This window comes from Saccharopolyspora sp. NPDC045941 (assembly GCF_056431445.1).
In genome coordinates, this window is sequence record NZ_JBWKKU010000085.1 from 1 (window position 1) to 24,775 (window position 24,775).

Below are 24,775 nucleotides of genomic sequence, written 5' to 3' on the forward strand. Positions count from 1 at the left end.
GCAAGAACAATCATCCCAGGCCAGAGGGCATCTGCCCCACCACGACACGACCCCCACCACCACAAAACCCAACCCACCACCGGCGGATCCGGGCTGTAGCAGCACAAAGCACTCACGGGTTCTGAGCAGGGTGCCGGGTCAGCGTTCGAGGATCGCCGTCATGCCCTGGCCGCCCGCCGCGCAGATGGAGATCAGGCCCCGGCCCGAGCCCTTCTCCGCGAGCAGCTTCGCCAGGGTCGCCACGATCCGGCCGCCCGTTGCCGCGAACGGGTGGCCCGCCGCCAGGGACGAGCCGTTGACGTTGAGCTTCGCCGGGTCGATCTCGCCCAGCGGCTCCGCCCGGCCGAGCCGGTCCTTGCAGAACTCCGGGTCCTGCCAGGCCTTCAGGGTCGCCAGCACCTGCGAGGCGAACGCCTCGTGCACCTCGTAGAAGTCGAAGTCGCCCAGCTCCAGGCCCGTCCGGTCGAGCAGCTTCGGCACCGCGTAGGCCGGGGCCATCAGCAGGCCGTCGTCGCCGCTGACGTGGTCGACCGCGCCGGACACCACCTCGCCGAGGTAGGCCAGCACCGGCAGCCGCCGCTGCTCGGCCCAATCCTCGCTGGCCAGCAGCACGGTGGACGCGCCGTCGGTCAGCGGCGTCGAGTTGCCCGCGGTCATGGTCGCGCCCTCGCCGCGGCCGAACACCGGCTTGAGCTTGGCGAGCTTCTCCGCCGAGCTGTCCGGCCGCAGGTTCTGGTCGCGGGCCTGGCCCTGGAACGACGTGATCAGGTCGTCGAAGAAGCCGCGGTCGTAGGCGGCGGCGAGCCGCTGGTGGCTGCGCGCGGCCAGCTCGTCCTGCTCCTCGCGGCCGATCCCCCAGGCCAGCGCGGTCTTCGCGGCGTGCTCGCCCATCGAAAGCCCGGTGCGGGGCTCGGCGTTGCGCGGGATCTCCGGCACGACGTGCTGCGGCCGGACCCCGGCCAGCGCCTTCAGCCGACCGGCCGCGGACTTGGCGTGGTTGGCCCGCAGCAGAACGCGGCGCAGGTCCTCGTTGACCGCGATCGGCGCGTCGCTGGCCGAGTCGACGCCGCCGGCGATGCCGACGTCGAGCTGGCCGAGGGCGATCTTGTTCGCCACCGACACCACGCTCTCCAGCCCGGTCGCGCAGGCCATCTGCACGTCGTGGGCGGGGGTCCGCGGGTCGAGCCGGGAGCCCAGCACGGTCTCGCGCGCCAGGTTGAAGTCGCGGCTGTGCTTCAGCACCGCCCCGGCGACGAACTCGCCGAGCCGCTCGCCCTGCAGCCCGAACCGCGCGATCAGCCCATCCAGGGCCGCGGTGAGCATGTCCTGGTTGGAGGCGCGGGCGTAGGGGCCACCGGACCGGGCGAACGGAATCCGGTTGCCGCCGATGATCGCTACTCGCCGAACGGTGGCCATGGCCTGACTCCCTAGTTGATGCGATGCTCTCTGGCAACCTAACCTACCCGTGGGTAGGTTTGACGTCGAGCGAACTTCGCGCCCCCAACCCGCGGGAGTGTCCACATGGCCGACCGGTACCAGCAGTTCACCCTGCCCCCGATCGGGCGGCAGGTCGTCAAGCGGCTCGGCCTGCCCGCGCCGACGCCGCTGCGCCGCTACCGCCCCGGCGATCCCGTGGTCAGCGGCCCGGTGCTGGTCGGCGCCGCGCCCGGCGGCCGGCTCGGCGCCGCGATCGCGGCGACCCTCGACGGCGTTCACACCAAGGTCCACCAGACCCCGGCCGAAGGCGAGCGCTACTCAGCGCTGATCTTCGACGCGACCGCCATCGAAAGCAGTGAACAACTGCGCGAGCTGCGCGAGTTCTTCGGCCCGACGATCCGCCAGACCGACCGCTGCGGCCGGGTGATCGTGCTCGGCGCACCGCCCGAAGAGCAGCAGGACCCACGCGCGCACACCGCGCAGCGCGCTCTCGAAGGCTTCGTCCGCACGGCGGGCAAGGAGCTCAAGCGCGGCGCGACCGCGCAGCTGGTCTACGTCGCCAGGGGAGCCGAGGGCGCGCTCGACTCGACGCTGCGGTTCCTGCTCTCGTCGAAGTCCGCGTACGTCTCCGGGCAGGTGGTCCGGGTCGGCCCGGCGGAGGTGCCGGAGGCCGACCGGGAAAGCCCGCTGCGCGACAAGATCGCCCTGGTCACCGGCGCATCGCGGGGCATCGGCGAGGCGATCGCGGAGACCCTCGCACGCGACGGCGCGCACGTGGTGTGCCTGGACGTGCCCGCGCAGGGCGGCGACCTCGCCAAGGTCGCCAACCGCATCGGCGGCTCGACGCTGCAGCTGGACATCACCGCCGACGACGCGCCCAACCGGATCGCGGAGCACTTCGCGCAGCGCCACGGCGGGCTCGACGTCGTGGTGCACAACGCGGGCATCACGCGGGACAAGACGATCGGCCGGATGACGTCGCAGCAGTGGGACGCGGTGCTCGCGGTGAACCTGACCGCGCAGGAGCGGATCAACGAACTGCTGCTCGCCGACGGCTCCCCGCTGCGGCCCGGCGGGCGGATCATCGGCGTCGCCTCGATCAGCGGCATCGCGGGCAACGTCGGGCAGGGCAACTACGCGGCCTCCAAGGCCGGCGTGATCGGGCACGTGCGATCCACCGCCGGGATCGCGGCGAGCCGCCGGGCCACCATCAACGCGGTCGCGCCGGGCTTCATCGAGACCAAGATGACCGCGGCCGTCCCGCTGTTCGTGCGCGAGGCGGGCCGCCGGATGAACAGCATGTCCCAGGGCGGGCTGCCGGTGGACGTCGCGGAGACCATCGCCTGGTTCGCCGACCCGGCGTCGGCCGGGGTGAACGGCAACGTGGTCCGGGTCTGCGGCCAGAGCCTCCTCGGCGCCTGATCCCCGAACCAGTCGTGAGCGCCGGTAAGAACCGGCTCTCGCGCTCACGCCCCCCTCGACGGAACGGAAACCCGCGATGCCGGAACTGAGCACTGCACCGAAGCTTTCCGCGCTGTACCTCAAGGCGGTCGCGACCGGGCCGACCCGGCGCGGCGACCACCTGCCGGACACCGAGTACCTGCGGCGCGACATCGAGATCGACCGCGATCAGCTCGCCGAGTACAACCGGGTGTGCGGGTTCGGGCTGCGCGACGAGCTCCCGATCACCTACCCGCACGTGCTGTCGTTCCCGCTGTCGGTGCGGCTGATGACCGATCCGGGGTTCCCGTTCCCGCTGGTCGGGCTGGTGCACGTGACCAACACGATCCGCCAGGAGCGCCCGCTGCTGGTCACCGACGTGCTGACGCAGCGGGTCCGCGTGGCCGGCCTGCGCCCGCACCCGAAGGGGCGGCAGTTCGACGTCATCACCGAGACCAGCGCGGGCGGCGAAGTGGTGTGGCGGGAGGTCAGCACCTACCTCCGGCGCGGCGGAGCGCCCGAGCAGGCGGAGTCACGGGACGCAGCCGGGGAGCCGGCGAGACAGCCAGACAAGGCGACGCCAGAGCACGACGAGGCGTCAGGACAGCCAGACGAAGCGACGCCAGAGCACGGCGAGGCGACGAGGCGGCCGGCAGCGGCGCCGGAGCTGGGTACGACGGGGGAGCCGACGGCGACCTGGCGGGTGCCGGGCGACACCGGGCGGCGGTACGCGGCGGTTTCCGGAGACCGCAACCCGATCCACCTGCATCCCCTGACGGCCAAGGCTTTCGGGTTCCCGCGGGCGATCGCGCACGGCATGTGGTCGAAGGCCCGCTGCCTGGCGGCGTTCGCGGAGCGGCTGCCGGACGCGTACTCGGTGGACGTCGAGTTCCGCAAGCCGCTGCTGTTGCCATCCACAGTGGACTTCACGATGAGCAGGCAGGGCACCGGCTGGAACTTCGCCCTCCACGCCCGCTCCGGCAAACCCCACCTGCTCGGCGAGATCCGCTGAAGCAAGGTGACCCCAGCTTCAGACGTGACCCCAGCTTCAATTGAAACTGCACCCCTTCGGCGTGTCGGGACCACGACACACCGAAACCTGTGGAGAACTCCCCGTGGCTGTGGAGAACTTCCGCAATTTCAATGGAAATCGGACATTCGATTTCCATTGAAATTGCGGTCCGCTAGGGGCTCGGGGTCCAGGAGCGGCCTTCGACGAGGTCGCCGAAGCCCATCCAGACCATGTTCATCAGGCGCATCGCCATCCCCTCGGCAGCGTGCTCGGGATGCTGGAACCACCACTCCACCAGCGACTCGCCGGCCCCGACCAGGGCCACCGCGAACGGCTCGGTCTGCTCCGCCTGCATCGGCTGCGCCGATGCCGCGGTCGCCTGCGCCAGCAGCGCCGCGATCAGGCTGGTCGCCCGCTCCCGCCACTCCACCAGCTCCGAGACGAACGGCTCGCCCTGCAGGTTCGCCTGCCGGTGCAGCACGGTCCAGCCCGCCTGGTTTTGGTGCACGTACTCGAAGAACACCTGCAGGCCGCGCCACAGCTGCTCGTCCGGGCTGAGCCCGGCTTCGACGGCCGTGCTGATCGCCTCGATCAGCCGGGCCGCCTCCCGCCGGATGCAGGCCACGAACAACTCGTCCTTGGCACCGAGGTAGGCGTAGAGCATCGGCTTGGAGATGCCCGCGACCTCGGAGATCTCGTCCATCGACGCGGTGTGGAAGCCGTGCGTGGCGAACACCTCGACCGCGGCGTCCAGGATCTGCCGCTCGCGAACCTCCCGCGGCAGGCGCCGCGACCGGGGGCGGTCGTTGTCCTGACGATCGACCATCTCACCTCTTACGCTGGTCTTTTCCGGTCAGGCTAGATCAGATCAGATCCGCCGCGCCCGCTTGCCTTCGAACCTACTCGAACGTAGTCTTACTCACGAGTAGGTAATGGAGGTGGCACCGATGCCCCAACCCGAGACCGACCCGATCGCGGCCCTCGGCGAGGTCGACCCCAAGAAGGTCGGCAAGGAAGAGTTCGTCGCGCTGCTCGAAGCCGCCTCCGAGATCGCCGGCAGCGGCACCCCGGTCGACCTGAGCGCGCTGCGACCGGAGCAGTTCGCGCGGCTGATCTCGCGCGCCTCCGACGCCCAGATCGAAGCCGTGATGGAACGCCCCGAGCTGCGCGAGCGCATCCTCGACGAGGTGTTCCGGCGGATGGGCGAGCACTACAAGACCGAGAAGGCCGGCTCGATCGAGGCCGTGGTGCGGTGGCGGATCGGCACCGAGGACGACCTGCTGCGCTACGAATGCGTGCTGGCCGACGGCCAGTGCACCGTCAGCAAGGACCCGCAGCACGAGCCGCGGGTGACGATCACGACGCCCCCGGCGGATTTCCTGAAACTGGCCTCCGGCAACGCCTCGGCGCCCATGCTGTTCATGAAGGGCAAGCTCAAGGTCGCCGGCGACCTCGGCTTCGCCGCCGGGCTGACGAAGCTCTTCCAGATCCCCAAGGCATAAGGGTGCACGGCTCATTTGCGTAGCGGTGCGGGTAGCGGCGCGAGTTGCGAGGGTGGGCTGAGCGGCTGCGCCGCGTCAAAGGCGAAGAACCAGAGCCGAGTTCAAGAGCAGGCGCCGAGCAGCCGGATCGGCTGCGGCCGAACTACACCGACAGGACGGCGATGACTTTCTCCCTGGAACTGAGCGAGGAACAGCAGGAGCTGCGCGACTGGGTGCACGGCTTCGCCGAGCAGACCATCCGGCCGGCCGCGCGGGAATGGGACGAGCGCGAGGAAACCCCCTGGCCGATCATCCAGGAGGCCGCCAAGATCGGGCTCTACGGCTTCGAAACGCTGGCCACGTTCTGGGCCGACGACACCGGCCTGTCGCTGCCGATCGCCAACGAGGAGCTGTTCTGGGGCGACGGCGGCATCGGCATGGCGATCTTCGGCACCACCCTCGCGGTCGCCGGGATCTTCGCCGCGGGCACGCCCGACCAGCTCGCCGAGTGGGTGCCGCAGTGCTACGGCGACGTGGACGACCCGAAGGTCGCGGCGTTCTGCTCGTCGGAGCCCGGGGCCGGTTCCGACGTCGCGGCGATGCGCACCCGCGCGGTCTACGACGAGGCCACCGACGAGTGGGTGCTCAACGGCCAGAAGGCGTGGGCCACCAACGGCGGAATCGCGAACGTGCACGTCGTGCAGGCGGTCGTCGCCCCGGAGCTGGGCTCCCGGGGCCAGGCCGCGTTCGTGGTGCCGCCAGGCACCAAGGGCCTGGAGGCGCCGAGCAAGATCCGCAAGCACGGGCTGCGCGCCTCGCACACCGCCGACGTGTTCCTGGACGACGTGCGGGTGCCCGGCAGCTGCCTGCTGGGCGGCAAGGAGAAGCTGGACGAGCGGCTGGCCCGCGCCCGCGAGGGCGGCAAGGCCAGCTCGCAGGCGGCGATGAAGACCTTCGAGCTGTCCCGCCCGACCGTCGGCGCGCAGGCCATCGGCATCGCGCGGGCGGCCTACGAGACCGCCCTGGAGTACGCGCAGCAGCGGGAGACCTTCGGGCGGCCCATCATCGAGAACCAGTCGATCGCGTTCACGCTGGCCGACATGCGGATGGAGATCGACGCTGCGCGGCTGCTGGTGTGGCGGGCGGCGTGGCTGGGCCGCAACGGCGGGTTCACCGCGGGCGAGGGCTCGATGTCGAAGCTCAAGGCGGGCCGGGTGGCCACCTGGGCGACGGAGCGGGCGATCCAGATCCTCGGCGGCAACGGCTACACCCGGGAGTTCCCGGTGGAGCGCATGCACCGCGACGCCAAGATCTACGACATCTTCGAAGGCACCGAGCAGATCCAGCAGTTGGTCGTGGCCAGGGCCATTTCGGGTCACCACATCGCCTGAGATTTGGCCGCTGTTCCGTCTATGTTCCGTCCGAGGCGCCCGAAACGACCCTCGGACGGAACATCCGGGCGTCGATCGCGCGCCGGGCTCGCTCGTGCGACGACGGCAGCATGTGCGCGTAGGTCCGCAACGTGAAGCCCGGATCGTGGTGACCGAGATACTCGGCTAGCTCCTTGATGTTCACGCCGTCTGCGAGCGTCACGCTCGCATAGAAGTGCCGCAGCGCGTGCATGCCGGACTTCCGGTCCGTGACGTACTGCCTCCGGCCACGCTTGCCCTTGACAGGCTTCGGAATAACGCCGACCGCGGACAGGGCCTGTTTCCACACGTGTTCGTCGTAGCCGCGTGCCCGGATGTGCCGGTCATCGGTCCAACGGAACAGCAAGTTGACCGTCCGCAGCGGACCGTCCAGACGTTCCCACGGCAGCGAGTACGGCCGCGGCGGATGCTTCGCGGCATGCACGCGGACAGCCTGTGCCGCCCAGGCCGGCAGCGGCACGGTCCGCTCCCGATCATTCTTCGGCAGCGCGAACACCTCGGTCTTGCCGAGCTTCTTCACCTGCCGACGCACATGAATGACCTGCTCATCGAAGTCGAAGTCCTCCCACGCAAGGCCGAACAGCTCACCTTGCCGTAGGCCGCACGCGGCGCCGAGCACCGGCAGCGCCCGGAATGGCTCGCTGTGCGCGTCGATCAGGCGGCCGATCGTCTCGTCGGCCCATGCCGTGACCTTCTCCCCGCTCCTGGCCGGACGCTGGACAATCGGCGACTTGGCCGGATTCTTCTTGATCGAATCGTCCGCGACGGCAAGATCCAGTACACCCTGCAGGACAAGGAACGCCGTGCGTCCGGTCGACGGTCCGTGCTGCTGGTCAAGCTCGGCCAACCACGCCTGAACCTCGGACGGCTTGATCGAGCGGACCTGCCGGCGCCCGAACTTCGGCTCGACGTGCAGCCGGTAGGCCTGTTCGTACCGGATCACCGTGGACGGGTCGACCAGTCGCGACCCAAGCCAGCGTTTGCCGACCTCGCTGAACTTGACCTTGCCAGCCTTCGGGTCGAGGTATTCGCCGCGCTCGGCGTCGGTGGCCATCGCCTGCGCATGGCGTTCGGCAGGCTTCTTGTTCTCGAACGCTTTCGTCCGCTCCTGCCCGTCCGGGTCCAACCAGCAAGCGAGCCAGCGTTTCCCCTTACCCCAACGGCCGTTCGGCACCCGCTTGGTGCTGCCGTCGGCCTGCTCGTCCGGACGAGTCCATAAGTCCTTGACGAAGGCCACGGCTACGCCTCCCCGTCCGCGGGCAAGTACCCGGCCTCGCGTGCGGCGTCGATCCGCCTCCGCAACCCGGGCGGGGGCACCATGCCGGCCTCCTCGATCTCCTTGAGTTGCTCAGCCATTTCGACGAAACCGTCCGCGACACGCTCTTGAGCAAGCCGAGCGGCCTGTTCGTCCTCGGCCCGGCGCGCCTCTCGAAGGTCCCGTTGCTTGGCGGCTACGTACGCAGCAACTTCCGCTGTCCGACGCTGAATCCGCAGTGGTTCAACCGCTTGTTTCCACTGTGCAAGGCCGCCCTGCGCGGTTCCTTGGGGTAGATCCGGAGCGGGGAGACGTCGGTCGCCGGTCAGGAATTCGACCAGTTCGTAGGGGTTGACGGTGACTCCAGGGCGAACCGTGACCTCGACGTCGTGCCCGATCGGCGCGAGTAGAAGCAACGGCGGGCAGTTCAGGACGAATCCGAGGACGAGCAGTTCCCCGACGTCGACGCCGCGACGTCGCCCGTTTTCGAGGTTCGCCACGATCGACCGATCCCAGGCGATCCCGGCCTTGGTCATTTCGTTCGCGAGCCGCTCGGCCGACCACCCGTAGCTCTTGCGCAGCTCCCGCACCCGTCGAGCGACGGTCTCGGCGGGCGTTCCATTTTGTGTCATGAACGCACAATATCGGGAGATGTTGACAGTATCAAGAGGTTGATCAACGATTGTGCCCACAGAACACAGAAGTGTGCGATTGAATCCTGGAGGGGTGATGGACCGCTACGCCACGACCGCCGAGGTCGCCGATCGGTACCGCACGAGCACCGGAACCGTCCGCTACTGGCGCCACATCGGCTACGGCCCCCGCGGCGTCAAGGTCGGGCGGAGGGTGCTCTACCCCGTGGCCGAGCTCGAACGCTGGGACGCCGAGCTCGTCCAGAACGGATCGGACGTCCCATGACTGACGGCCCGGCCCCTTCCAAGCGGGACGATCCGGCTGGAGGCAATCCGGTCGGCACGCCTCCGCCGACCGTCCAACGTTCGACCCCGGATTTACCGGAGCACTCTGGCGTGACCTGTCCGACCGGGGAGGCCGCACTCGTTGGCCTGGTCCTCGAAACCGGCGACGGAAGCCAGCTCGACCGGGTGCGTCCTGACGACTTCGCCAGCACCGTGCACGGAGAAATCTGGAACCTCTGCGGGGAACTGCATTCCCGCTGTGTGCCGGTGAATCCGGCGACCGTGATGCGTCACGCGCTCAACCGCTTCCCGGCTCACCAAGTCGAGTTGATCGAGCGTGCTGTTCTCGCGGTCTTCCCGAACAACCTCGTTCCTGCTGCTGGTGACTACCTCGCGACTGCGGTTCTCGAAGACGCCGCCCGCCGGCGGCTGGCAGAAGCCGGACAGCGATTGGTCGCCTACGCGGAGTCGAACCTCGATCTCCGGGAACTGCTGGACAAGATGCGCAGCGACTACAGAGCGGTCGCCGACGCGATCAACCGCGCCCTCGGAGGGCAAACCGTCACGGAGGTGCGCGCCGCGTGACCCGACCGCACGAGCCCGGACCGCCCGTCGAGGACGAGTCGGATCTGCTTGCCGAGCTGCGCAACGGCGCATGGCTCGATGAACAGCAGTTCCCGCCGCTGCGCTACGCCATCCCTGGAGTACTGCCCGAGGGGTTTTCTCTCCTGGTCGGTCCCCCGAAGGCTGGAAAGTCCTGGATGGTGCTGGACATTGCGCTCGCCGTCGCCGCTGGCGGAGTCGCACTCGGCAACATCGCCGTCGGCCCGGCCCGGCCCGTGCTGTACCTCGCTCTAGAAGACGGACATCGGCGCATGCAGACACGATGCCGGGAACTACTCGCCGATTCCCCGATCCCTGGCCAGTTCGAGTACCTCACCAGGATCCAACCCGGCCGCGTGATCGACACCGTGCGCACCTGGCTGACACTGCGCAGCAGTGACGACGCGCCGCTGGTCATCCTCGACACCCTCGGGAAGGTCATGCCGCCGGCAGCTGTCGGGGAATCGGCCTACCAACGGGACTACCGGGTCGGCTCGGCGCTCAAGCGCGCTGTCGACGACTACCCCGGCGCTTCCCTCGTCGTCATCCACCATGACCGCAAGGCCACTTCCGACGACTTCGTCGAAGCGGTGTCGGGCACCAACGGACTCGCCGGAGCCGCCGACACGATCGTCGTGCTCGTCCGTCCCAGAGGCGAAAACGACGGTCTGTTGAAGGTCACCGGCCGCGACGTCACCGAAGCCGACTACGCACTCACAATGGCCGGCGGTACGTCCTGGCGACTTGACGGCACCGACCTCGATGCCGCTGCCACCACCGCTACCGCCCGCAAGGCATCCGACGGACTTGGCGACCGCTCCACCGAGATCGTGCGGCTCATCGGCCAACACCCGGACGGCATCGGCCCCACCGCTCTCGGTCAACTCATCGGCGTCGAAGCCAAGCACGCAGGCGAGTACCTGCGTCGCCTGGCCAGCGCCGGACGTGTCGTCAAGACCGGGCGCGGCGTGTACCGGTCCCCACACATCCCTGTGGAAACCGTGGAAACCGTGGAATCCAACCCCCCACAGCTTGGGGCCGTCTCGTGACCGGACCCGCGGATTTCCACAGCTTCCACGCTTTCCACACGACCACAGGTGCCGCCACCCGTGACCGCTTCTCCGGGCGTGGGCACGTTCCCACCCAATTCCCCGCGCGCACGCGCGCGAGGCACTCGGCCAACCCGTGCAATTCAGGCAGCCACCCCTGATCTTGGAAGGAGGTAACCGGATGGCCGAGCCGCTGACCGACGAGCAGCGCGATCGTGTGCTCACCCTGGCCCGTGCCGGCGAGCGGTCCCGCGCCGCGATTGCCCGTGAGGTCGGAATCAGCCCGTCGAGCGTGTCGCGCATCTGTAAAATCGCCGGACTTCCCGGTGACCGATCCAGTACCGCAGCCGCGACCCAGGCGAGGGTCACGGACGTACGCCACCGCCGCGCCGAAGCCGCCGCCGGCCTGCTCGACGACATCGAGCACGCTCGCGCCGCCCTATGGAAATCCCAGAACGCACAGGACCTCGCCTATAGCGCCAAGGCAGTGTCATCGCTGGTGTCAGCTCACGCGCGAATATCCACTGTGGATACCGAAACGGAAGGGACGCAGGCTGCCCGATCCATGCTCGGGCAGTTGGCCGCCAGCCTCGGGATCGCCTACGTACAGGAGAACCCGTCATGACGCCAGCCAAAGCCGAACAGCAGGTGTGGGCAATCGTCACGGCCGCCACTGCTGGAGACCTCAATGGACTCAACATCCTGGTCGATGACCTCGACCTCGACGACGCGCGCGATCTGCTGATCGGTCTCGCCACCGTCACGTCCGTCGCGCTCACCCGCCACGCCGACCGGGACCGGGTGCTCGCCGTGCTACGCGCCGACCTCCTCGACACCGAAGGGCGCTCTACATAGCCACAGATTCCTCAACCGAGAGACACCGAATTCGCTGCAATGCCAGGAGGCAAACACGATGCCCAGCTACTACCGGATCACCACGCCCGGCGGTCCACTCGTTCACGGCCCGTTCCAGCTCGACCATCCCGACACATTCTGGTTCGTCCACGGCGTCGCCTACCTCGACGCCAACACCTACGAGCGCTTCTCCGCCTACTTCCAACAGCGCGGCTACACCGTCGAAGCCGACCAGATTCCACCTGACAACCACTTCGACCGTGTCGCAGCAATGAAGGCGCAAGACCCACGTCGACCAGCGGTCGCCGCGCAGGATGGCGCCGAACCTGGACCCCGATTCAACTACCCACGATTCGACCAGTAATCAACGCTCGAAAGGACACCGAACCATGCCCCGAATCACGCTGCGCCAACGCCAAGACGCCCTCGCCACACTGGCCCGCATCGGCGACGACGCCACCCGAATCCGAACACGCCTCGCCGAGCGCATCTCCGCACTCCGCGCAGACGAACGGTACGCCGAGGACTACCGGTCGAAACTGATCGAGCAGGCCCGAACCGAAGCCGGCAGCGAAGCCGAACGGCTGCGCCAGCGCGCCAACACCGCCCGCGAAACCATGCTCACCGCGGCCCACGAACTAGAGCAACCAACCGGCGACGCTACTGCGCAGCTGCTCACCGAGACCCGCCAGCAGCGTGCATGGGATCGGGTTCGTCCGGTCCTCGACGCAGGCCGCAGCTGGCAATCAGTCCTAGCCGAGGCGGAGGGGCACGGCGACACTGCGATCGTGCAGGCCCTCGCCGCCGAGCTCCCCGCATACCTCGAATCGTCGAGAACCACCACCCACGGAATGAACGGCAACGCCAGCGAACCGCTCGACCTCACTCACATCACACGCGCACTCCAACTCTCGCTGGCGCGCACGCTCGGCAACGACAACGGACCAGGCTCCGCAGTCACACTCCGACTCCGAGTTGAAGCCGACGGCCCGCTCGCCGACGCCCACCTCGACCGCCTCACGAACGAAACGGCAGGACACCAAACCGGAATCGGCAACGCCGTCGCCGTCCAACTCGCCGAGCAGCAGCGCGACGCCATCCACGCCGAGCTCGGCGGTCCCATGCAGCACCAGCCGGCCTAACAACCTGCCGAAGCACTACCCCGCCTGCGCCTGCTGGTATCGCCAGCAGGCGCAGACCCTCGCCACGACCGTGCTCGTCCCGGTCGCCGGCGCCCTGATCTACGCACTCGCCCGCCGGCTAGAAAGCCGACCCGGGTTTCCACGGTCGTTCGCGCACCTGTTGCTCGGCTCCACCCGGGCACCGCACTACCTGGACCGCCCACCGGCCTCGCGATAGACCGAGCCCGGATTCGACGCAGGGACCGGGGCTCTGTTCTGCCTTCAGCGGGCTTCCACGTACGACCTACGCATTACGAGCGCAATTCGTCATTAGCTGCGCAGCGTAGCGTGGCAACTCCGCCGCTGGTCAACAGGCTGCCCAGTCTTTCCGGGGGGTTACGCCGTATAGAGCGGCGTGGGGAGTTTGCCTCACGCCGCAAACCACCGTGGTCGATACCGTTCTCGTTAGCTCAACAGGCGGTTACCACTGTCCGTGATCGCCGAGCTCGTCCGTTCCACGCTCGTCTCGTTTACCTTCCCCGCCGTCGGCATCCTCACCTGCCTCCGGAGGCTGCGAGCCTCGACCAACGGGCCATGTGCGACCAAATAAATCTTGATCGAGCCCATGCGCAAAATCGGCGTGATCGAAATTCACTTCATCGGCAAATTGCACCTGCTCAAACAAGACATGACTAGCAAAGCGAGAATTCGCAAAGGTCGCCAGCCCCCCAAAAGATACTTCAGCAAAGTTTGCAAAATAGGAAAAGGAGACACTTTCGAAGCGCGCTTCGTCTTCAAAACGCGCGCCCGTAAAGTTTGCGCTTGCATTAAAGATAGCGCGACTAAACTGGGTCTCGCCGATAAAGCGCGCGTCGGAGAAATTAGTATCACCGAGAAAAATAGCATCCTCGAAACGAGAGGATCCGATAACACAGTCCGACAGGTCAAAGCTTACGAGAACTGCACCACTAAGATCGAGGCTTTTGTACCGCCAAAACATTTCACCAGTAGGCTCGCCAGCGTCCTTATCAGCGTTGGGCCGAAGGTGATCGGCCAGCAAGCGTTGCGCAGCCTGACGGACTTGAAGTTCCTCCCGGGCCGCCTGCAATTTACTATCTAGCAGTGTCCCGTTATCCACGACAACCGCTTCCGGATGTGTGAAGGGCATCCGTAGGTATGCGCACAAGATATTTATGACGTCCTGCCGGTACTCTAGATTATTCTGCGCAAGACGCTCCAAAGTAAATATTGAAGCGAGTCGGGCAGGTGCCTTATCGCTACTTAGCTGTTCGACAGCCTGCGTCCACAACTCGGAGATTCTGCGCTCCGCAGCATCATTTCTTGAATCTTCAAGCCATTTTCGCACCTGCCATATGGACTCTTCGATTGAATTCAGCCGATCTGTGTATAGTGGAGACTCACTAGCGACAGGACTAGGCAGCTTCTCTAGCGCTGAACTCATGTCATCCCAAAAACGGTCAAACCGCCTTCTGAGCAGTTCACTATCGCGAGGGTTTGGGTGACTCAGATTGATGCTCTCCATGAGCTTCCAAGTTCCTTCGGCGTCTCCATTTACGCCTTGGAATTGCCTAACGGGTTCTGGTAGCTCACTCTGCGTTACACCTACTAGATATGGAACCACGCGTGCGCCGTCGAACGTCTTGGCCAAGGCGCCAGCTTCAAAGAGAAGCCAGGACGATTTGACGTTGTCTTCTGCGTAGCAGATAATGCCAAAATTTGATTCTTGCAGCGCCGCCCCAACCGCTTCGCTCCATCGAGCACCGGCTTTGATCTCAGAGATTGACAACCATGGTTGTACATCATCAAATAGATCGGCAATCAGCCTCTTCAGTGGACGCGCCACAGCCTGCGAACGCGGGCCGGACCACGAAATGAAGACCTTCATCTTCCCTCTTGCAGGCAACAAAGACGGCAACTAACGGGACCTGATCCTATCGGACAGCACGTTGACTGTCCCGAGTTTGCCCAGATTTTCCGGATCAAGATCCACGTTTGTACTGAGTTTGCGCCCATTCACGGAGTGCGCGACGAGGCACCGCATCCAAAGCTGGACCCGCGAGATCAGCCAGTGCGGCGGATTTAATGTTTCATACAGGATACTACAGAGAAACTGCATCACTCTACTAGAATGATTCAAATCGTTCATATCGGCCGCCTAAGCTCAGATAATGGTTCTGAAATTGACGAAGCCAACTTGCTGAGGGCCAGGATTGGCAATGCAGGCGCAACTTTCTTGCTGGTTGCTCACGCACATTATCGGAGCATCAGTTTGTCCAGCGCGCGCTGGTTGGTCTTGACTCTGCCTCGTTGGACGGAGTAGAGGATGCCGTTGTAGACGAGGTCCCAGAGTGCCTGGGTTTAGGCGTCGCGCGATTCCCATTTCCGAAGGTGCGGGGGGATGTTGAGGCCAAGGTAGTTGCGGGCCATCTCATTGGAGCTGGCACCACCCTCGTGGACCGAGTAGAGCAGGCCGAGATAGACCAGGTCCCACAACTCCCGGTTGAGCTGCAAATTGTTGATCTGCACGTACAACTGGCGGCCGTCGTGGTCCTCGATGTCGAGGTAGTGCGCGGCTCCGCCGACGGTAACGTTGACCCTGGTCAGCTCGTAGGTCTTGATGAAGCTCTTGCCGTAGGCGAGCCAGTCCGCACCGGCCGACATGCGGAGGTTGCGGCCGGTGAGAAGGAACAGGAATGGCCACGGAACGATAAACAGCCAGAGCCACCAGACGGTCACCCAGCCAAACCCGAAGTCGCGCCAGGTGAAGAACGCCGCCATGATCGCGACCATGATCATGCCGAAGGTAAGGGCACGGCCTCGGGTGGGAAAGAACCATTCCAAGATCGCCCCCTCGCCCTCCGGCGGCTGAGGAACCTTGGTCACGCCACGCCTGTGCTTGACCTCCGGCGACTTCCAGCCGGGTTCCAGCGGCGCACGAGGCGGTCGGGGTTTTCCGGTCTGACGATCGGGTTTCGGCGGAAGTCCGTTGTTCATCGGCCCATCTTCGGGTTGATCTCTTCCAGGCGTCTGCCGGTGTCCTCCATGCCCTGGACCATATCGTCGCCCCATTCCTCGATGGCGAACCCGACGCCCCAGGAGGCGACTGCGCCGCCAGCGACGACCCAGCCCACTGGGGTGCCCATCGCCGCCAGCCCGACCGTGGTAGCGGCCCCCGCGACAAATCCGCCGAGCCCGGAGGCGACGCTGGTTGTCGGGTCCTTGCCGGCGATGCCGATGTCATAGCCGATGCCGCCCAGGGTGATTCCGAAGCCGACGACAGGCAGCTTGGAGCCAAGCTTCAGTGCGCCGCGGAGCAGGCCGGTCCCTGCCGTGGGAGTTTTCGCAGCCCTGCCGAAGTCAAGGTTCAGTTGCAAGATCGCCTTGGTCCGGGGGCCGAGGCGGTCCACCCACTGCGCGGTCCGTGTGGCGATTGCCTTGCTCTCCAACGCGGCTGCCGCTTGGGAGCGGGTGATGTTGATAGCCGCGGCTCGTGTTCGCGCCTGGAGGCTCATGTAGGGGTTTTGCGAGAGACGCTCAGACACCTCGATCGCACCGCTGCGTGCGATCTGCGTCGCCTTGGCACGCATTGCAGCGGTCTGTCCCAACGTGGCACCGGCGAGGCCGGCGATGACGTCGGAGGCGTTGAAAGGGGACTTCTCGATGAGTCCGCCGAGGAACCGGTTAAGGATGGCGATCGAGTCGCTCTCCAGCTGCCGGCCTTCGGAGACCAGGACAGCACAGTCCGCGTACGCCTGGACCTTTCGGGCGAAGTCGGATTGTGCTCGCACTGCCTCGGCGTGGATCTGTTTCTGTTCGGGGCTGGCGGGCTTGTCGGTCGGCAGCGGTGTCGGGTCCGGTGGTTCCGGGCCGGGCTCCATGATCAGGTCGCCCTGGACGACCAGTCCCTCCTTCAGCGCAAGTTCGCGCGCTTGATCCATACGCACTTTGACGGTGTCGATGGCGTCGGCGTGGCGGCGCAGTTCTCGGGCCAGGTCGGAGTAGCTGATCGACACGTCGTCGACGCGCGGCGCGACCTTGCCCATGCCGTCGCGGAAGGATTGGCCGGCCTCGCTGGGCCAGCTGCCTTCGGACTCGCCGCGAACACGGTTGATGATGTCCAACGCCGCGTCAACGGCACGCGCCATCCCGTCCAGCCAGTCCGCTGCCGTGCGGATCGTTCCCGGCTGCGCGTCGACCTTGATATCAAGTGGCATGATTCAAATCCCCAGTGAAAGTCATCTCGGCGCGTTCGGGTTGGTGCCAGCGATGTCGTCGGCGTTGCCGTGGTCGGTCTCGATGTAGAGGTTGCTGCCTGCCGCGACCTCGTCGCCGACGTAGTTCATTGCCTCGACGATCCCTGCGGCGGACAGTGTCAGCATCGCCATGACGCCCGCGACCGCCTCGGTCGCCACCCCGACCTGCGGAGCGGGAGGGGGTGCGGCACTGCCGTCCAGTTCGGCTGCGCCGGTGCGGAGCTTGCTGGCGAGGGCTTCCAGTTCTCCGAGCTGGGCGTGGGTTCCGGACATCAGTTGGTTCCCCCAGTGGAGTCATTGCGTTGGTCGTCGGGAAGCACTGCGTCCCACAGCACCAGATCAGCGCCGCTGTGCTGCTGAATCTCCGCGACCTTGTCGGCAGGCAGTGACGCCCATGGCTGCAGATCCCCGCAGCCGACGACCAGCGCCTCCAGCGAGCTGAATGCCAGCACCGCCAGGCGTCCATCCTCAAGTCGCCGCAGTTCGACGGTGACGTCCTTGTCACGATCGAGGAAACGCTCGGAAAGAGGAACGAATGCCGGTTCGGGTTCCTCGCCGTTGGTTTCTGCGACGAAGTCAGCGCCGATCACCGACGGCGCCGCGTCCCCGTGATCCCGCATTACCTCACGGTCCCCGTAAGCCAAACTTCCCCCTCATACGACTGTTTTCCCAGGCGGGCACGATACCGAGATGATCTCGCTCCCAGTCGACCTCGACAACACGTCACCCGAAAAGCCCAAGCACGACAAAGGCCGACGCTGTAGATCATCTCTACCGCGCCGGCCAGATCCCGTGACAGAGCCGAACTACTCAATCCCCGACATCGGGTTCCTGCTCCTCGTCGACATCGTGACCGATGCCGGTGGCAATGGGGTCAATATCGACCGGTACCGGGATTGGCGGTCCTGTGACCTCTGGTCGGTCGTCAGGCGAGTTAGCCATGGGATTCCTTTCGCATACGGGTGGGATGGGTGGCCGGTCGGTGCCCTGGGAGGCGCCGCACCGACCGGCCGTCCGCTCGATGCCGGAGGTCGGGGGCAGCAACATCGAGCGGAGTCTCGGGTGATTCATGCGCTCCAGCGGCGCGGGCCGATGCGCGAGCGCAGCCACAGGCGTGCCTGAGTGGCGACATCCGACTCGTCCGCCCAGTCGGATCCGATGTGGACTGTGTCGATGAGCTGGTCGTTGTCGTGCGAGCTACCGATGTCGCCGCGATGAACGGTGAGAACGCCGGAGCCTCGACCCCAACGGAACGTGTAGACCTCGGTCGGCGAGACGCGTTCGACCCGCCAGGCCATCGGCAGAAACCGCTTCGGTCCTCTCCTGCTCATAGCGCGACACGGGACAAGATCGGTTCTGGACACTGCGGCGTAGAGTCCATCGCCGTTTGAGAGGGAGCGCCAGGCGGACGGAACTCGGCGCCGGCTTCTTGGAGCAGCAGGCGCACAGCCCCATAGGACCGGCCGGACAACTCGGCCAGTTGCCGGATGCTTGTTCCGCCGTCGTAATGACGTTTGAGTTCAGCCGCCAACTTTTCCCTGGCCGGCCCGGTTACCCGGGCACGTCGCTGAATTTTCCGCATAGCCACCCCTTGTGATCGCGGTTTCTTGCCTGGCGGGGTTGACGGGCACCGCACCTGGCAGCGGCGGACCGTGCGACCGGTCATCACCAACACCGCCCGGCGGCAAGCAGGGCGAGCCGCTCGCAGAGAAGCTCCCGAAGTTCGCCCTCGGTACGACGTTCCCGCACGTAATCCAGATGCGTTTTCGATGCAAGGCCCTGCGGAGCCCCGGGCAATCGCGCACTTCCGGTTTCGCTGGTGGCCGACGGTAGGTCAGCGCGAACGGCAGCGAGGCCGTGCCGTCGGCACTCCCACGTTTCCGGCCGCTCGCAGCCAGCGACGAGAACAACAGTGAACGTGTCACCGGCGGGGCAGGCGTATGTCTCGACAACCCGCTCGACAGGCTCGTAATCCTCCGGACGCTGGTAACTCGTGCGCAGTATCGGAACCACGTGAGCCGTGAAACCGGCACCCATGCCTAGATCCCGACAATCGCGGCGATCTTCGCTGCAACGTCTTCACGCAGCGCATGCCGCCCGGTGCTCTCGGCTACCTGCCCGTGCTCTTTCGCGACCCGGTCGAGCAGGTGCGCCACCGTCAGCGCGCCCTCACCAGCGCTGGCATGCTGACCACCTGGCTCGGCGATCTGCATCCGCCACGCGACAAACAGCAGCAGCCCGGCACCGGGCAACAAGCCGGCCAGAAACAGAAGTAAAGAAGACACCCCAGTTCAGTCCTTTCCGAAACATCGCGAGCACCTCGGCAGGCGCCCGACCACAGATGGATGCGGCGGCGTACACGCAGCACCGCAATCAGCAAGAGCGAGCCGGACCCGATCCGGCCCGAACAACAACCGCTCGACGTTCTCCGGCGACACGCGATGCAACCGGGCGGTGAACAACCCCGGGCACACCACATCCGGCCGGAGCCTGGTCACGGCAGCGCATCGCCGGGCAACCACAGATCAGAAACCGGCGAACCCGCCAGGCGAGGGGCGCCCGGCGAATCGTGCGGCGGTAGCTCAAGCAACGCCAGAACCACGTCAGCAACCGGACCACGCTTGTGCCAAACGGCCGGCGGAGAACCGAGTTCAAGATCCTCAATCCGAAACCGTGCAGCGATGGCGTCGTCAGCGGCGCCCGCCTGGAACATGTCCATCGCCCCATGACTGACCCGCATGCCCTGAACAGCAAAGACATTGCCAACACTCGGCAGGTGCAGGAACCGAAAACCGGCCTGCACGCTCGCTCGCAGTGCATCGAGATGCGGATGCAACCAAGACTCCTCCATCGCTGCCGACCTCCCAGCGTACGTACAGTGCATTCCCATCGTGCATTCCCGTTGGATCAAGACCGTAGCAGTAAACCATGCATTCCCATTGAGGGAATGCACACATACGTGTGAGATGTCAGGTTGCGGTCAAGTGGGAAGCTCTGACGTATGGCAACCCCGACCGTGCGGCGCCTTCAGCTCGGCAACGAGCTCCGACACCTTCGCGAGCTCGCGAACGAGACCATCGAGAACGCCGCGAAGATCGTCGAACGGACGACGAGCACGATCAGCAGGCTCGAACTCGGACAGACGGCACTGACGCAACGTCAGCTTGGGGATCTGCTCGACTTCTACCGGAGCAAGATCTCCAACTGCGAGGACACCGCATGGGTTCTTGACCTGGCCAAGGGAAACGAGCAACGAGGTCGCTGGTCCGGCTACCGCTCGGTGTACGCGAAGCACTTCCGGATGGCAGTTGACCTTGAGCGCGACGCCTCGGCCATCCACTGGTACCAAACCGAGCTCGTGTCCGGCTTGCTGCAGACCGAGGCATACATGCGCTCGCTGTTCGTCGACGCCGAAGTTCGCCCGGTTGACCAGGGGACCGACGACGCGATCAAGGCACGACTCGAACGGCAGACGATCTTGACCACCGAGAACCCTCCAGACGTCGGTTTCGTGTTGTCCGAATCAGCATTGCGCAGGGTCGTCGGCAGCCGTGACGTGATGCGCGACCAAATCACGCACCTCATCAAGTGCGCCGAGCTTCCGAACGTTCAGATGCAGGTCATCCCGTTCGAGGCTCGAACACCGGTCGCGCCCGTTTACAACTTCACGACCTATCGGGTGCCTTCGCCTGGGCAAGCCGGCCCGTTGGAGTTCGTCTACGTCGAGGAATACACGGACGGCAGGTACCTCGACCACCCGAGTGACGTCGACGCCTACGCTACGTTGTGGAATCGACTTGTAGGTGCAGCGTTGGACCCAATGGCATCGCGTGACCTGATGCGTCGCGTAGCCGAGGAGTACGACGCCACCTAGCAGCAAGAGGGGCTGAGGACATGAGCGCATTGACGTTCACCAACTGGCGCAAGTCCAGCCGGAGCACAGGCAACCCGAACAACTGTGTCGAGGTTGGTGACGCCGCCCCCGCGCGAGGAGTTCGTGACTCCAAGCTCGGCGAGGCAAGCCCGGTCCTGGCGTTCGGCCGCGGCACCTGGGCTGCCTTCATCTCCAACCTGAAGTCCGGTCGTTTCGACCGCTGACCGAACGACAAAAGCGGGGGCTGCCGACCAGGCAAGCCCCCGCTTCGCGTTGTCGCCTCAGGTTTGCGCAGAACGGCGTCGTGCGGCCCGCTGGGCGCGATGCCGCTCGAAGCAGACATCGCGCCCCTTGTCGAAGCCAGCCCGCCACACGCGGGCGAGGATGAGTTCGTACCTGCGCCGCCGCTCGAACAGATAGCGCTCATGCGCGTCGATTGGCAGGCGCCACGGTGGCACGTGCTCAGGCGCGTACGGGTTCGGGCCTGGTGGCTGCCTGGACTCGCCGGCCGCATACCCTTCGCGGTACGCAGCTTGGACCTGTTCCCGAGTGATCACAGTTGCGTCCTCCGCCCGCTTCGCGCGTTCCGTCTCTGTTCCGTCGCATGCTCCTCTGCGCCCAACAACGGCCGCCGCGAGCAAACGGACAATGCGCAGGTCAGAGACCCTAAGCGCGATCTTGTCGCAAGTAGCGATCTCCGCTGACGAAGATCTACGACATCTTCGAGGGCACCGAGCAGATCCAGCAGCTGGTGGTGGCCAGGGCCATCTCCGGCAAGCACATCGCCTGAGCCCGCCGGGCCGTCGCGGGTTCTCGCGGCGGCCCGATCTTCGAAAGCCGCTCCGCCGGCCGTTCGGCGGTGCCAGCATCGCGGCATGTTCGAACAGTTCCTCGACGCCTACCGGCTCACCGCCGCCGGCGGCGGGCAGGAGGTCCCCGGCTCCGTCCACCCCGTCCTCGCGCCGCTGTTCTCGCAGCTCGGCGGCAGCACCTTCGACGACGGGCTGTACCGGGTGCACACCCCGGCGAGCGCGGCGGTGATCGACGGCTACGTCGTGGACGCGTTCCCCGAGCTGGACGGGCGGGTGGCCTGCTTCGGCTTCGACTGGCTCGGGCAGCAATGGGCCATCGACACCGGGTCCGGGACGCCCGACCATCCGCACGTCCTGCTGCTCAACCCCAACACCGGCGAGGTGAGCCCGTTCCCCGTCGCCTTCTCCCGGTTCCACGACGACGTGCTCATCGACGTCAAGGACCTCGGCGAGCGGCATTTCGGCGAGTGGGCGGCGGAGTACCCGGGTCAGCTCCCGCTGGCCTTCGACGAGTGCGTCGGGAACGCGGTCCCGATCTTCATCGGCGGGGACGACTCGTTCGAGAACATGCGGAAGCAGAACCTCCAGGTGCTCTGGGGCACCCACAGCCAGATCCTCGGCCAGCTCCGTTAGCGGCCCCGGAAAGCTCGGTTGGCCATGGTTTGCCCGGGTTCGCGGAGTGGCGCTCGCCACGGTGCGGAATTGCACAAAGTGTGCGCGGGTTGAATAGGAGCAGTGCACCATTTCGTGGGCCCGTGCATCGGCGCCACACGGCAAGTGCACCATGGGACTGGTCCGAATGGATGAATGTCGTCGTCGGTGGAGTCATCATCCGCCTCGGCGCACGTCACACCGACGTGGGACGGGCACCTCGCGGTGTCCGGCTGCGCCGGGCGAGCTCCTCGGGGAGGGCTCGGAACGGGACGCGGTGGGCGACGACGTCGCGCGCGGCGGCCCGGCCACAGCTTCGAGAGTGAACGGGAGGGCGAAGCGGTGAAGAAGACCACCCCTGACCTGGAGACACCGATCTTCCGGGAACTGAACAACGAGCTCGGCGAGCTGCCCGAGATCGACATCCACGACTTCGACAAGCACGCGTTCGACTTCCTCCGCGAGTACGACGAGCAGAAGTCGTCGGCGGACGAGCCCGCGGAGGCGGCCGAGCCGGTGGCGGCGACGGCATCGGCGGGCGGCGGATCCCGGCGCGGCGGACGGCGCCGCAAGGGCGACTGACCCGGTTCCGGTTTTGCCGCGAACGGCCTGTTCGCCTCGCAAGACGAGGTGAACAGGCCGTTCGCCGCGTCCCGCGAGTGTCGGTGCCGCCTGCCAACATGGCGCGCATGACGTCGTGGCAGGAATTCGCGGAGCAAGCGCCCGAACTGGCGGAAAGCGTCCGGGCGCGGTTGGAGGCGGCCAAGCACCACGTGCTGGCCACGCTGCGCCGGGACGGTTCGCCGCGGGTCAGCGGCACGGAGGTCGATTGGCGCGGCCCGGAACTCACGCTGGGCTCCATGCCCGGCGCCAAGAAGGCCCTGGACCTGCGTCGGGATCAGCGGTTCGCGCTGCACGCCAACCCCGGCGACGGTTCGATGGCGGCCCCGGACGTGAAGATCGCCGGCCGGGCGGTCGAGGTCACCGGCGACGAGCTGCGGGCCTGGATCGAGGAGGCCAAGCCGCCGAGCGAGGACTCGCACCTCTTCCACCTGGATCTCGCCGAGGTGACCACCACCGGCCTCTCCGACGACCAGACCCACCTGGTCATCCGGCACTGGACGCCGGCCGAAGGCGTCCGCACCTTCAAGCGCGCGTGAGAAGGCGCCTTCCACCGGTGCTGCTGGCGGAAGGCGCCTGCTCGGTGCGGATCAGTACGTGATGGCCATGCTCGGGTCGGCCAGGAGCGCTCCGACGTCCGCGAGGAACTGGGAGCCCTGCTGGCCGTCGACCACCCGGTGGTCGAAGCTCAGCGCCAGCTGGCAGACCTTCCGGGGCACCACCTGGCCGTCCACCACCCACGGCATGTCGCGGATCGCGCCGAGCGCGAGGATCGCGGACTCGCCCGGGTTGAGGATCGGCGTCCCGGTGTCGACGCCGAACACGCCGACGTTGGTGATCGTGATCGTGCCGCCCACCATCTCCGCCGGGGTCGTCTTGCCCTCCCGCGCGGTCGTGGCGAGCCGCTCCAGCGCCTCCGCCAGCTCCTTCAGGGACATCCGGTCGGCGTCGCGGACCTTGGGCACCACCAGGCCGCGCGGCGTGGCCGCCGCGATGCCCAGGTGCACGTAGTCCTTGTAGACGATCTCGCCGGCCGCCCCGTCCCAGGTGGCGTTGACGTCCGGGGTCCGGCGGGCCGCGAGGCACACGGCCTTCGCCGCGAACGCCAGCGGCGTGACCTTGACGCCGCGGAACTCCGGGTGCGACTTCAGGCGTTCCCGCAGCTCCATCATCGGCGTGACGTCGATGGTGAGGAACTCGGTGACGTGCGGGGCGGTGAACGCACTGTCCACCATCGCCTGCGCGGTCGCCTTGCGGACGCCCTTGATCGGCACCCGCCGCTCCCGCCCGGCCGGCGCTTCGGCCGCCACGGGCAGCCCGGCGGTCGCGCCGCTCGCGGCGGACTGCACGTCCTCGCGGGTGATCACGCCGCCGGTCCCGGACCCGCTGAGCGCGGTCAGGTCCACGCCGAGGTCCTTGGCCAGCTTGCGCACCGGCGGCTTCGCCAGCGGCACGTAGCCGCCCTGCTGCGCCACCGGCTCCACCACGACCGGTTCGGGCACCGGCTCCACCGCGACCGGTTCGGGCACCGGAACCTCCACGACCTGCGCGGCGGCGGGCGCCCGGCCCTTGCGCGGGCGGCGCTTGGCGCTCGCCGTCCGCGGGCCGTAGCCGACCAGCGTGGCGATGCGGCCGTTGGACTCCTCGCCGATCTTGCCGGACCCCTCGGCGGGGGCGGCTCCACCGGCCGAGCCTTCGAGGTCGATCGCGATGATCGGCGACCCGACCTCGACGGTCTGCCCCGGCTCGACGAGCAGCTCGCGGACCGTGCCGGCCCACGGGCAGGGCAGCTCGACGGACGCCTTGGCCGTCTCGATCTCGACGATCACCTGGTTGACGGTGACGGCGTCACCGGGCTGGACGCGCCAGCCGAGGATTTCCGCTTCGGTCAGCCCCTCGCCGACGTCGGGCAGCGGGAAGTGCTTCAGTGCCATCGAACGACT

General features: G+C 66.7%; 31 protein-coding genes. 16 read left to right on the forward strand and 15 right to left on the reverse strand.

The window, feature by feature from the left end; all coding sequences use genetic code 11:
* Positions 1-138 precede the first annotated feature (138 nt).
* Positions 139-1,416 carry an acetyl-CoA C-acetyltransferase gene (locus AC07FN_RS40710; protein ID WP_478400474.1) on the reverse strand — a complete coding sequence of 426 codons (1,278 nt, stop codon included), beginning with the start codon at positions 1,414-1,416 and terminating at the stop codon, positions 139-141.
* Between the two features lie 105 nt (positions 1,417-1,521).
* On the opposite strand from AC07FN_RS40710, the gene AC07FN_RS40715 reads away from it, so the two are divergent.
* Positions 1,522-2,859: a 3-oxoacyl-ACP reductase gene (locus AC07FN_RS40715; protein WP_478400475.1), complete on the forward strand. Its 1,338-nt coding sequence runs from the start codon at positions 1,522-1,524 to the stop codon at positions 2,857-2,859.
* 76 nt (positions 2,860-2,935) lie between these two features.
* A complete protein-coding gene (locus AC07FN_RS40720) occupies positions 2,936-3,889 on the forward strand; it encodes a MaoC/PaaZ C-terminal domain-containing protein (protein WP_478400476.1) in 954 nt (317 codons plus the stop codon).
* A gap of 172 nt (positions 3,890-4,061) precedes the next feature.
* Here AC07FN_RS40720 and AC07FN_RS40725 read toward each other — a convergent pair whose 3' ends face one another.
* Positions 4,062-4,715: a TetR/AcrR family transcriptional regulator gene (locus AC07FN_RS40725; protein ID WP_478400477.1), complete on the reverse strand. Its 654-nt coding sequence runs from the start codon at positions 4,713-4,715 to the stop codon at positions 4,062-4,064.
* Positions 4,716-4,836: 121 nt separating this feature from the next.
* On the opposite strand from AC07FN_RS40725, the gene AC07FN_RS40730 reads away from it, so the two are divergent.
* Positions 4,837-5,391 (forward strand): SCP2 sterol-binding domain-containing protein, encoded by a 555-nt coding sequence (locus tag AC07FN_RS40730; RefSeq protein ID WP_478393350.1) that lies wholly within the window; start codon positions 4,837-4,839, stop codon positions 5,389-5,391.
* 161 nt (positions 5,392-5,552) lie between these two features.
* Entirely contained in the window at positions 5,553-6,761 is a 1,209-nt protein-coding gene (locus AC07FN_RS40735; protein ID WP_478400478.1) for an acyl-CoA dehydrogenase family protein, read from the forward strand.
* Between the two features lie 19 nt (positions 6,762-6,780).
* Here AC07FN_RS40735 and AC07FN_RS40740 read toward each other — a convergent pair whose 3' ends face one another.
* Together AC07FN_RS40740 and AC07FN_RS40745 are read right to left on the reverse strand one after the other, a co-directional pair.
* Complete coding sequence (locus AC07FN_RS40740) at positions 6,781-8,037, reverse strand: tyrosine-type recombinase/integrase (RefSeq protein WP_478400479.1); 1,257 nt, start codon at positions 8,035-8,037, stop codon at positions 6,781-6,783.
* A gap of 2 nt (positions 8,038-8,039) precedes the next feature.
* Entirely contained in the window at positions 8,040-8,645 is a 606-nt protein-coding gene (locus AC07FN_RS40745; RefSeq protein ID WP_478400480.1) for a hypothetical protein, read from the reverse strand.
* A 139-nt stretch (positions 8,646-8,784) separates the two neighbouring features.
* Here AC07FN_RS40745 and AC07FN_RS40750 point away from each other — a divergent pair, with 139 nt between their 5' ends.
* From AC07FN_RS40750 to AC07FN_RS40780, 7 genes are all read left to right on the forward strand, one after another.
* Entirely contained in the window at positions 8,785-8,973 is a 189-nt protein-coding gene (locus AC07FN_RS40750; protein ID WP_478400481.1) for a helix-turn-helix transcriptional regulator, read from the forward strand.
* A gap of 110 nt (positions 8,974-9,083) precedes the next feature.
* Complete coding sequence (locus AC07FN_RS40755) at positions 9,084-9,557, forward strand: DnaB-like helicase N-terminal domain-containing protein (protein ID WP_478400482.1); 474 nt, start codon at positions 9,084-9,086, stop codon at positions 9,555-9,557.
* Complete coding sequence (locus tag AC07FN_RS40760; RefSeq protein WP_478400483.1) at positions 9,554-10,624, forward strand: AAA family ATPase; 1,071 nt, start codon at positions 9,554-9,556, stop codon at positions 10,622-10,624. Before AC07FN_RS40755 ends, AC07FN_RS40760 begins: the two co-directional genes overlap by 4 nt.
* Positions 10,625-10,805: 181 nt before the next feature.
* Entirely contained in the window at positions 10,806-11,249 is a 444-nt protein-coding gene (locus AC07FN_RS40765; RefSeq protein ID WP_478400484.1) for a helix-turn-helix domain-containing protein, read from the forward strand.
* Entirely contained in the window at positions 11,246-11,479 is a 234-nt protein-coding gene (locus tag AC07FN_RS40770) for a hypothetical protein (RefSeq protein ID WP_478400485.1), read from the forward strand. Before AC07FN_RS40765 ends, AC07FN_RS40770 begins: the two co-directional genes overlap by 4 nt.
* Before the next feature lie 58 nt (positions 11,480-11,537).
* Positions 11,538-11,843, forward strand: a complete 306-nt coding sequence (locus tag AC07FN_RS40775) for a hypothetical protein (RefSeq protein WP_478400486.1) — start codon at positions 11,538-11,540, stop codon at positions 11,841-11,843.
* Between the two features lie 25 nt (positions 11,844-11,868).
* Entirely contained in the window at positions 11,869-12,621 is a 753-nt protein-coding gene (locus AC07FN_RS40780) for a hypothetical protein (protein ID WP_478400487.1), read from the forward strand.
* A gap of 460 nt (positions 12,622-13,081) precedes the next feature.
* On the opposite strand, the gene AC07FN_RS40785 is transcribed toward AC07FN_RS40780, so the two are convergent.
* The 10 genes from AC07FN_RS40785 to AC07FN_RS40830 all read right to left on the reverse strand — a co-directional run bounded on the left by AC07FN_RS40785 (position 13,082) and on the right by AC07FN_RS40830 (position 19,725).
* Positions 13,082-14,506: a pentapeptide repeat-containing protein gene (locus AC07FN_RS40785; protein ID WP_478400488.1), complete on the reverse strand. Its 1,425-nt coding sequence runs from the start codon at positions 14,504-14,506 to the stop codon at positions 13,082-13,084.
* Between the two features lie 473 nt (positions 14,507-14,979).
* Entirely contained in the window at positions 14,980-15,615 is a 636-nt protein-coding gene (locus tag AC07FN_RS40790) for a hypothetical protein (RefSeq protein WP_478400489.1), read from the reverse strand.
* Positions 15,612-16,835, reverse strand: coding sequence for a WXG100-like domain-containing protein (locus AC07FN_RS40795; protein WP_478400490.1), 1,224 nt, complete (start codon positions 16,833-16,835; stop codon positions 15,612-15,614). Before AC07FN_RS40795 ends, AC07FN_RS40790 begins: the two co-directional genes overlap by 4 nt.
* Before the next feature lie 21 nt (positions 16,836-16,856).
* Entirely contained in the window at positions 16,857-17,147 is a 291-nt protein-coding gene (locus AC07FN_RS40800; protein WP_478400491.1) for a hypothetical protein, read from the reverse strand.
* Complete coding sequence (locus AC07FN_RS40805; RefSeq protein WP_478400492.1) at positions 17,147-17,494, reverse strand: SAV_915 family protein; 348 nt, start codon at positions 17,492-17,494, stop codon at positions 17,147-17,149. Before AC07FN_RS40805 ends, AC07FN_RS40800 begins: the two co-directional genes overlap by 1 nt.
* 447 nt (positions 17,495-17,941) lie before the next feature.
* The gene (locus AC07FN_RS40810) at positions 17,942-18,172 is read right to left on the reverse strand and encodes a hypothetical protein (protein WP_478400493.1); all 231 of its coding nucleotides are present in this window, start codon (positions 18,170-18,172) and stop codon (positions 17,942-17,944) included.
* Between the two features lie 29 nt (positions 18,173-18,201).
* Entirely contained in the window at positions 18,202-18,540 is a 339-nt protein-coding gene (locus AC07FN_RS40815; RefSeq protein ID WP_478400494.1) for a helix-turn-helix domain-containing protein, read from the reverse strand.
* Positions 18,540-18,911 carry an RNA polymerase-binding protein RbpA gene (locus tag AC07FN_RS40820; protein WP_478400495.1) on the reverse strand — a complete coding sequence of 124 codons (372 nt, stop codon included), beginning with the start codon at positions 18,909-18,911 and terminating at the stop codon, positions 18,540-18,542. Before AC07FN_RS40820 ends, AC07FN_RS40815 begins: the two co-directional genes overlap by 1 nt.
* A 2-nt stretch (positions 18,912-18,913) precedes the next feature.
* Entirely contained in the window at positions 18,914-19,159 is a 246-nt protein-coding gene (locus AC07FN_RS40825) for a hypothetical protein (protein WP_478400496.1), read from the reverse strand.
* A gap of 209 nt (positions 19,160-19,368) precedes the next feature.
* Positions 19,369-19,725: a hypothetical protein gene (locus AC07FN_RS40830; protein WP_478400497.1), complete on the reverse strand. Its 357-nt coding sequence runs from the start codon at positions 19,723-19,725 to the stop codon at positions 19,369-19,371.
* A 150-nt stretch (positions 19,726-19,875) separates the two neighbouring features.
* Between AC07FN_RS40830 and AC07FN_RS40835 the strand changes: the two genes are divergently transcribed.
* The 5 genes from AC07FN_RS40835 (at position 19,876) to AC07FN_RS40855 (ending at position 23,371) form a co-directional block, all read left to right on the forward strand.
* Positions 19,876-20,748 carry a helix-turn-helix domain-containing protein gene (locus AC07FN_RS40835; RefSeq protein WP_478400498.1) on the forward strand — a complete coding sequence of 291 codons (873 nt, stop codon included), beginning with the start codon at positions 19,876-19,878 and terminating at the stop codon, positions 20,746-20,748.
* Positions 20,749-20,768: 20 nt separating this feature from the next.
* Positions 20,769-20,972, forward strand: coding sequence for a DUF397 domain-containing protein (locus tag AC07FN_RS40840; protein WP_478400499.1), 204 nt, complete (start codon positions 20,769-20,771; stop codon positions 20,970-20,972).
* A gap of 651 nt (positions 20,973-21,623) precedes the next feature.
* The gene (locus AC07FN_RS40845) at positions 21,624-22,193 is read left to right on the forward strand and encodes a hypothetical protein (RefSeq protein ID WP_478400500.1); all 570 of its coding nucleotides are present in this window, start codon (positions 21,624-21,626) and stop codon (positions 22,191-22,193) included.
* 360 nt (positions 22,194-22,553) lie between these two features.
* On the forward strand, positions 22,554-22,793 hold the full coding sequence (locus AC07FN_RS40850) for a hypothetical protein (protein WP_478400501.1): 240 nt from the start codon (positions 22,554-22,556) through the stop codon (positions 22,791-22,793).
* 107 nt (positions 22,794-22,900) lie between these two features.
* Positions 22,901-23,371: a pyridoxamine 5'-phosphate oxidase family protein gene (locus AC07FN_RS40855; RefSeq protein ID WP_478400502.1), complete on the forward strand. Its 471-nt coding sequence runs from the start codon at positions 22,901-22,903 to the stop codon at positions 23,369-23,371.
* Between the two features lie 51 nt (positions 23,372-23,422).
* Here the strand turns inward: AC07FN_RS40855 and AC07FN_RS40860 are convergent, their stop codons facing one another.
* Positions 23,423-24,766, reverse strand: coding sequence for a dihydrolipoamide acetyltransferase family protein (locus AC07FN_RS40860; protein ID WP_478400503.1), 1,344 nt, complete (start codon positions 24,764-24,766; stop codon positions 23,423-23,425).
* Positions 24,767-24,775: the final 9 nt, after the last annotated feature.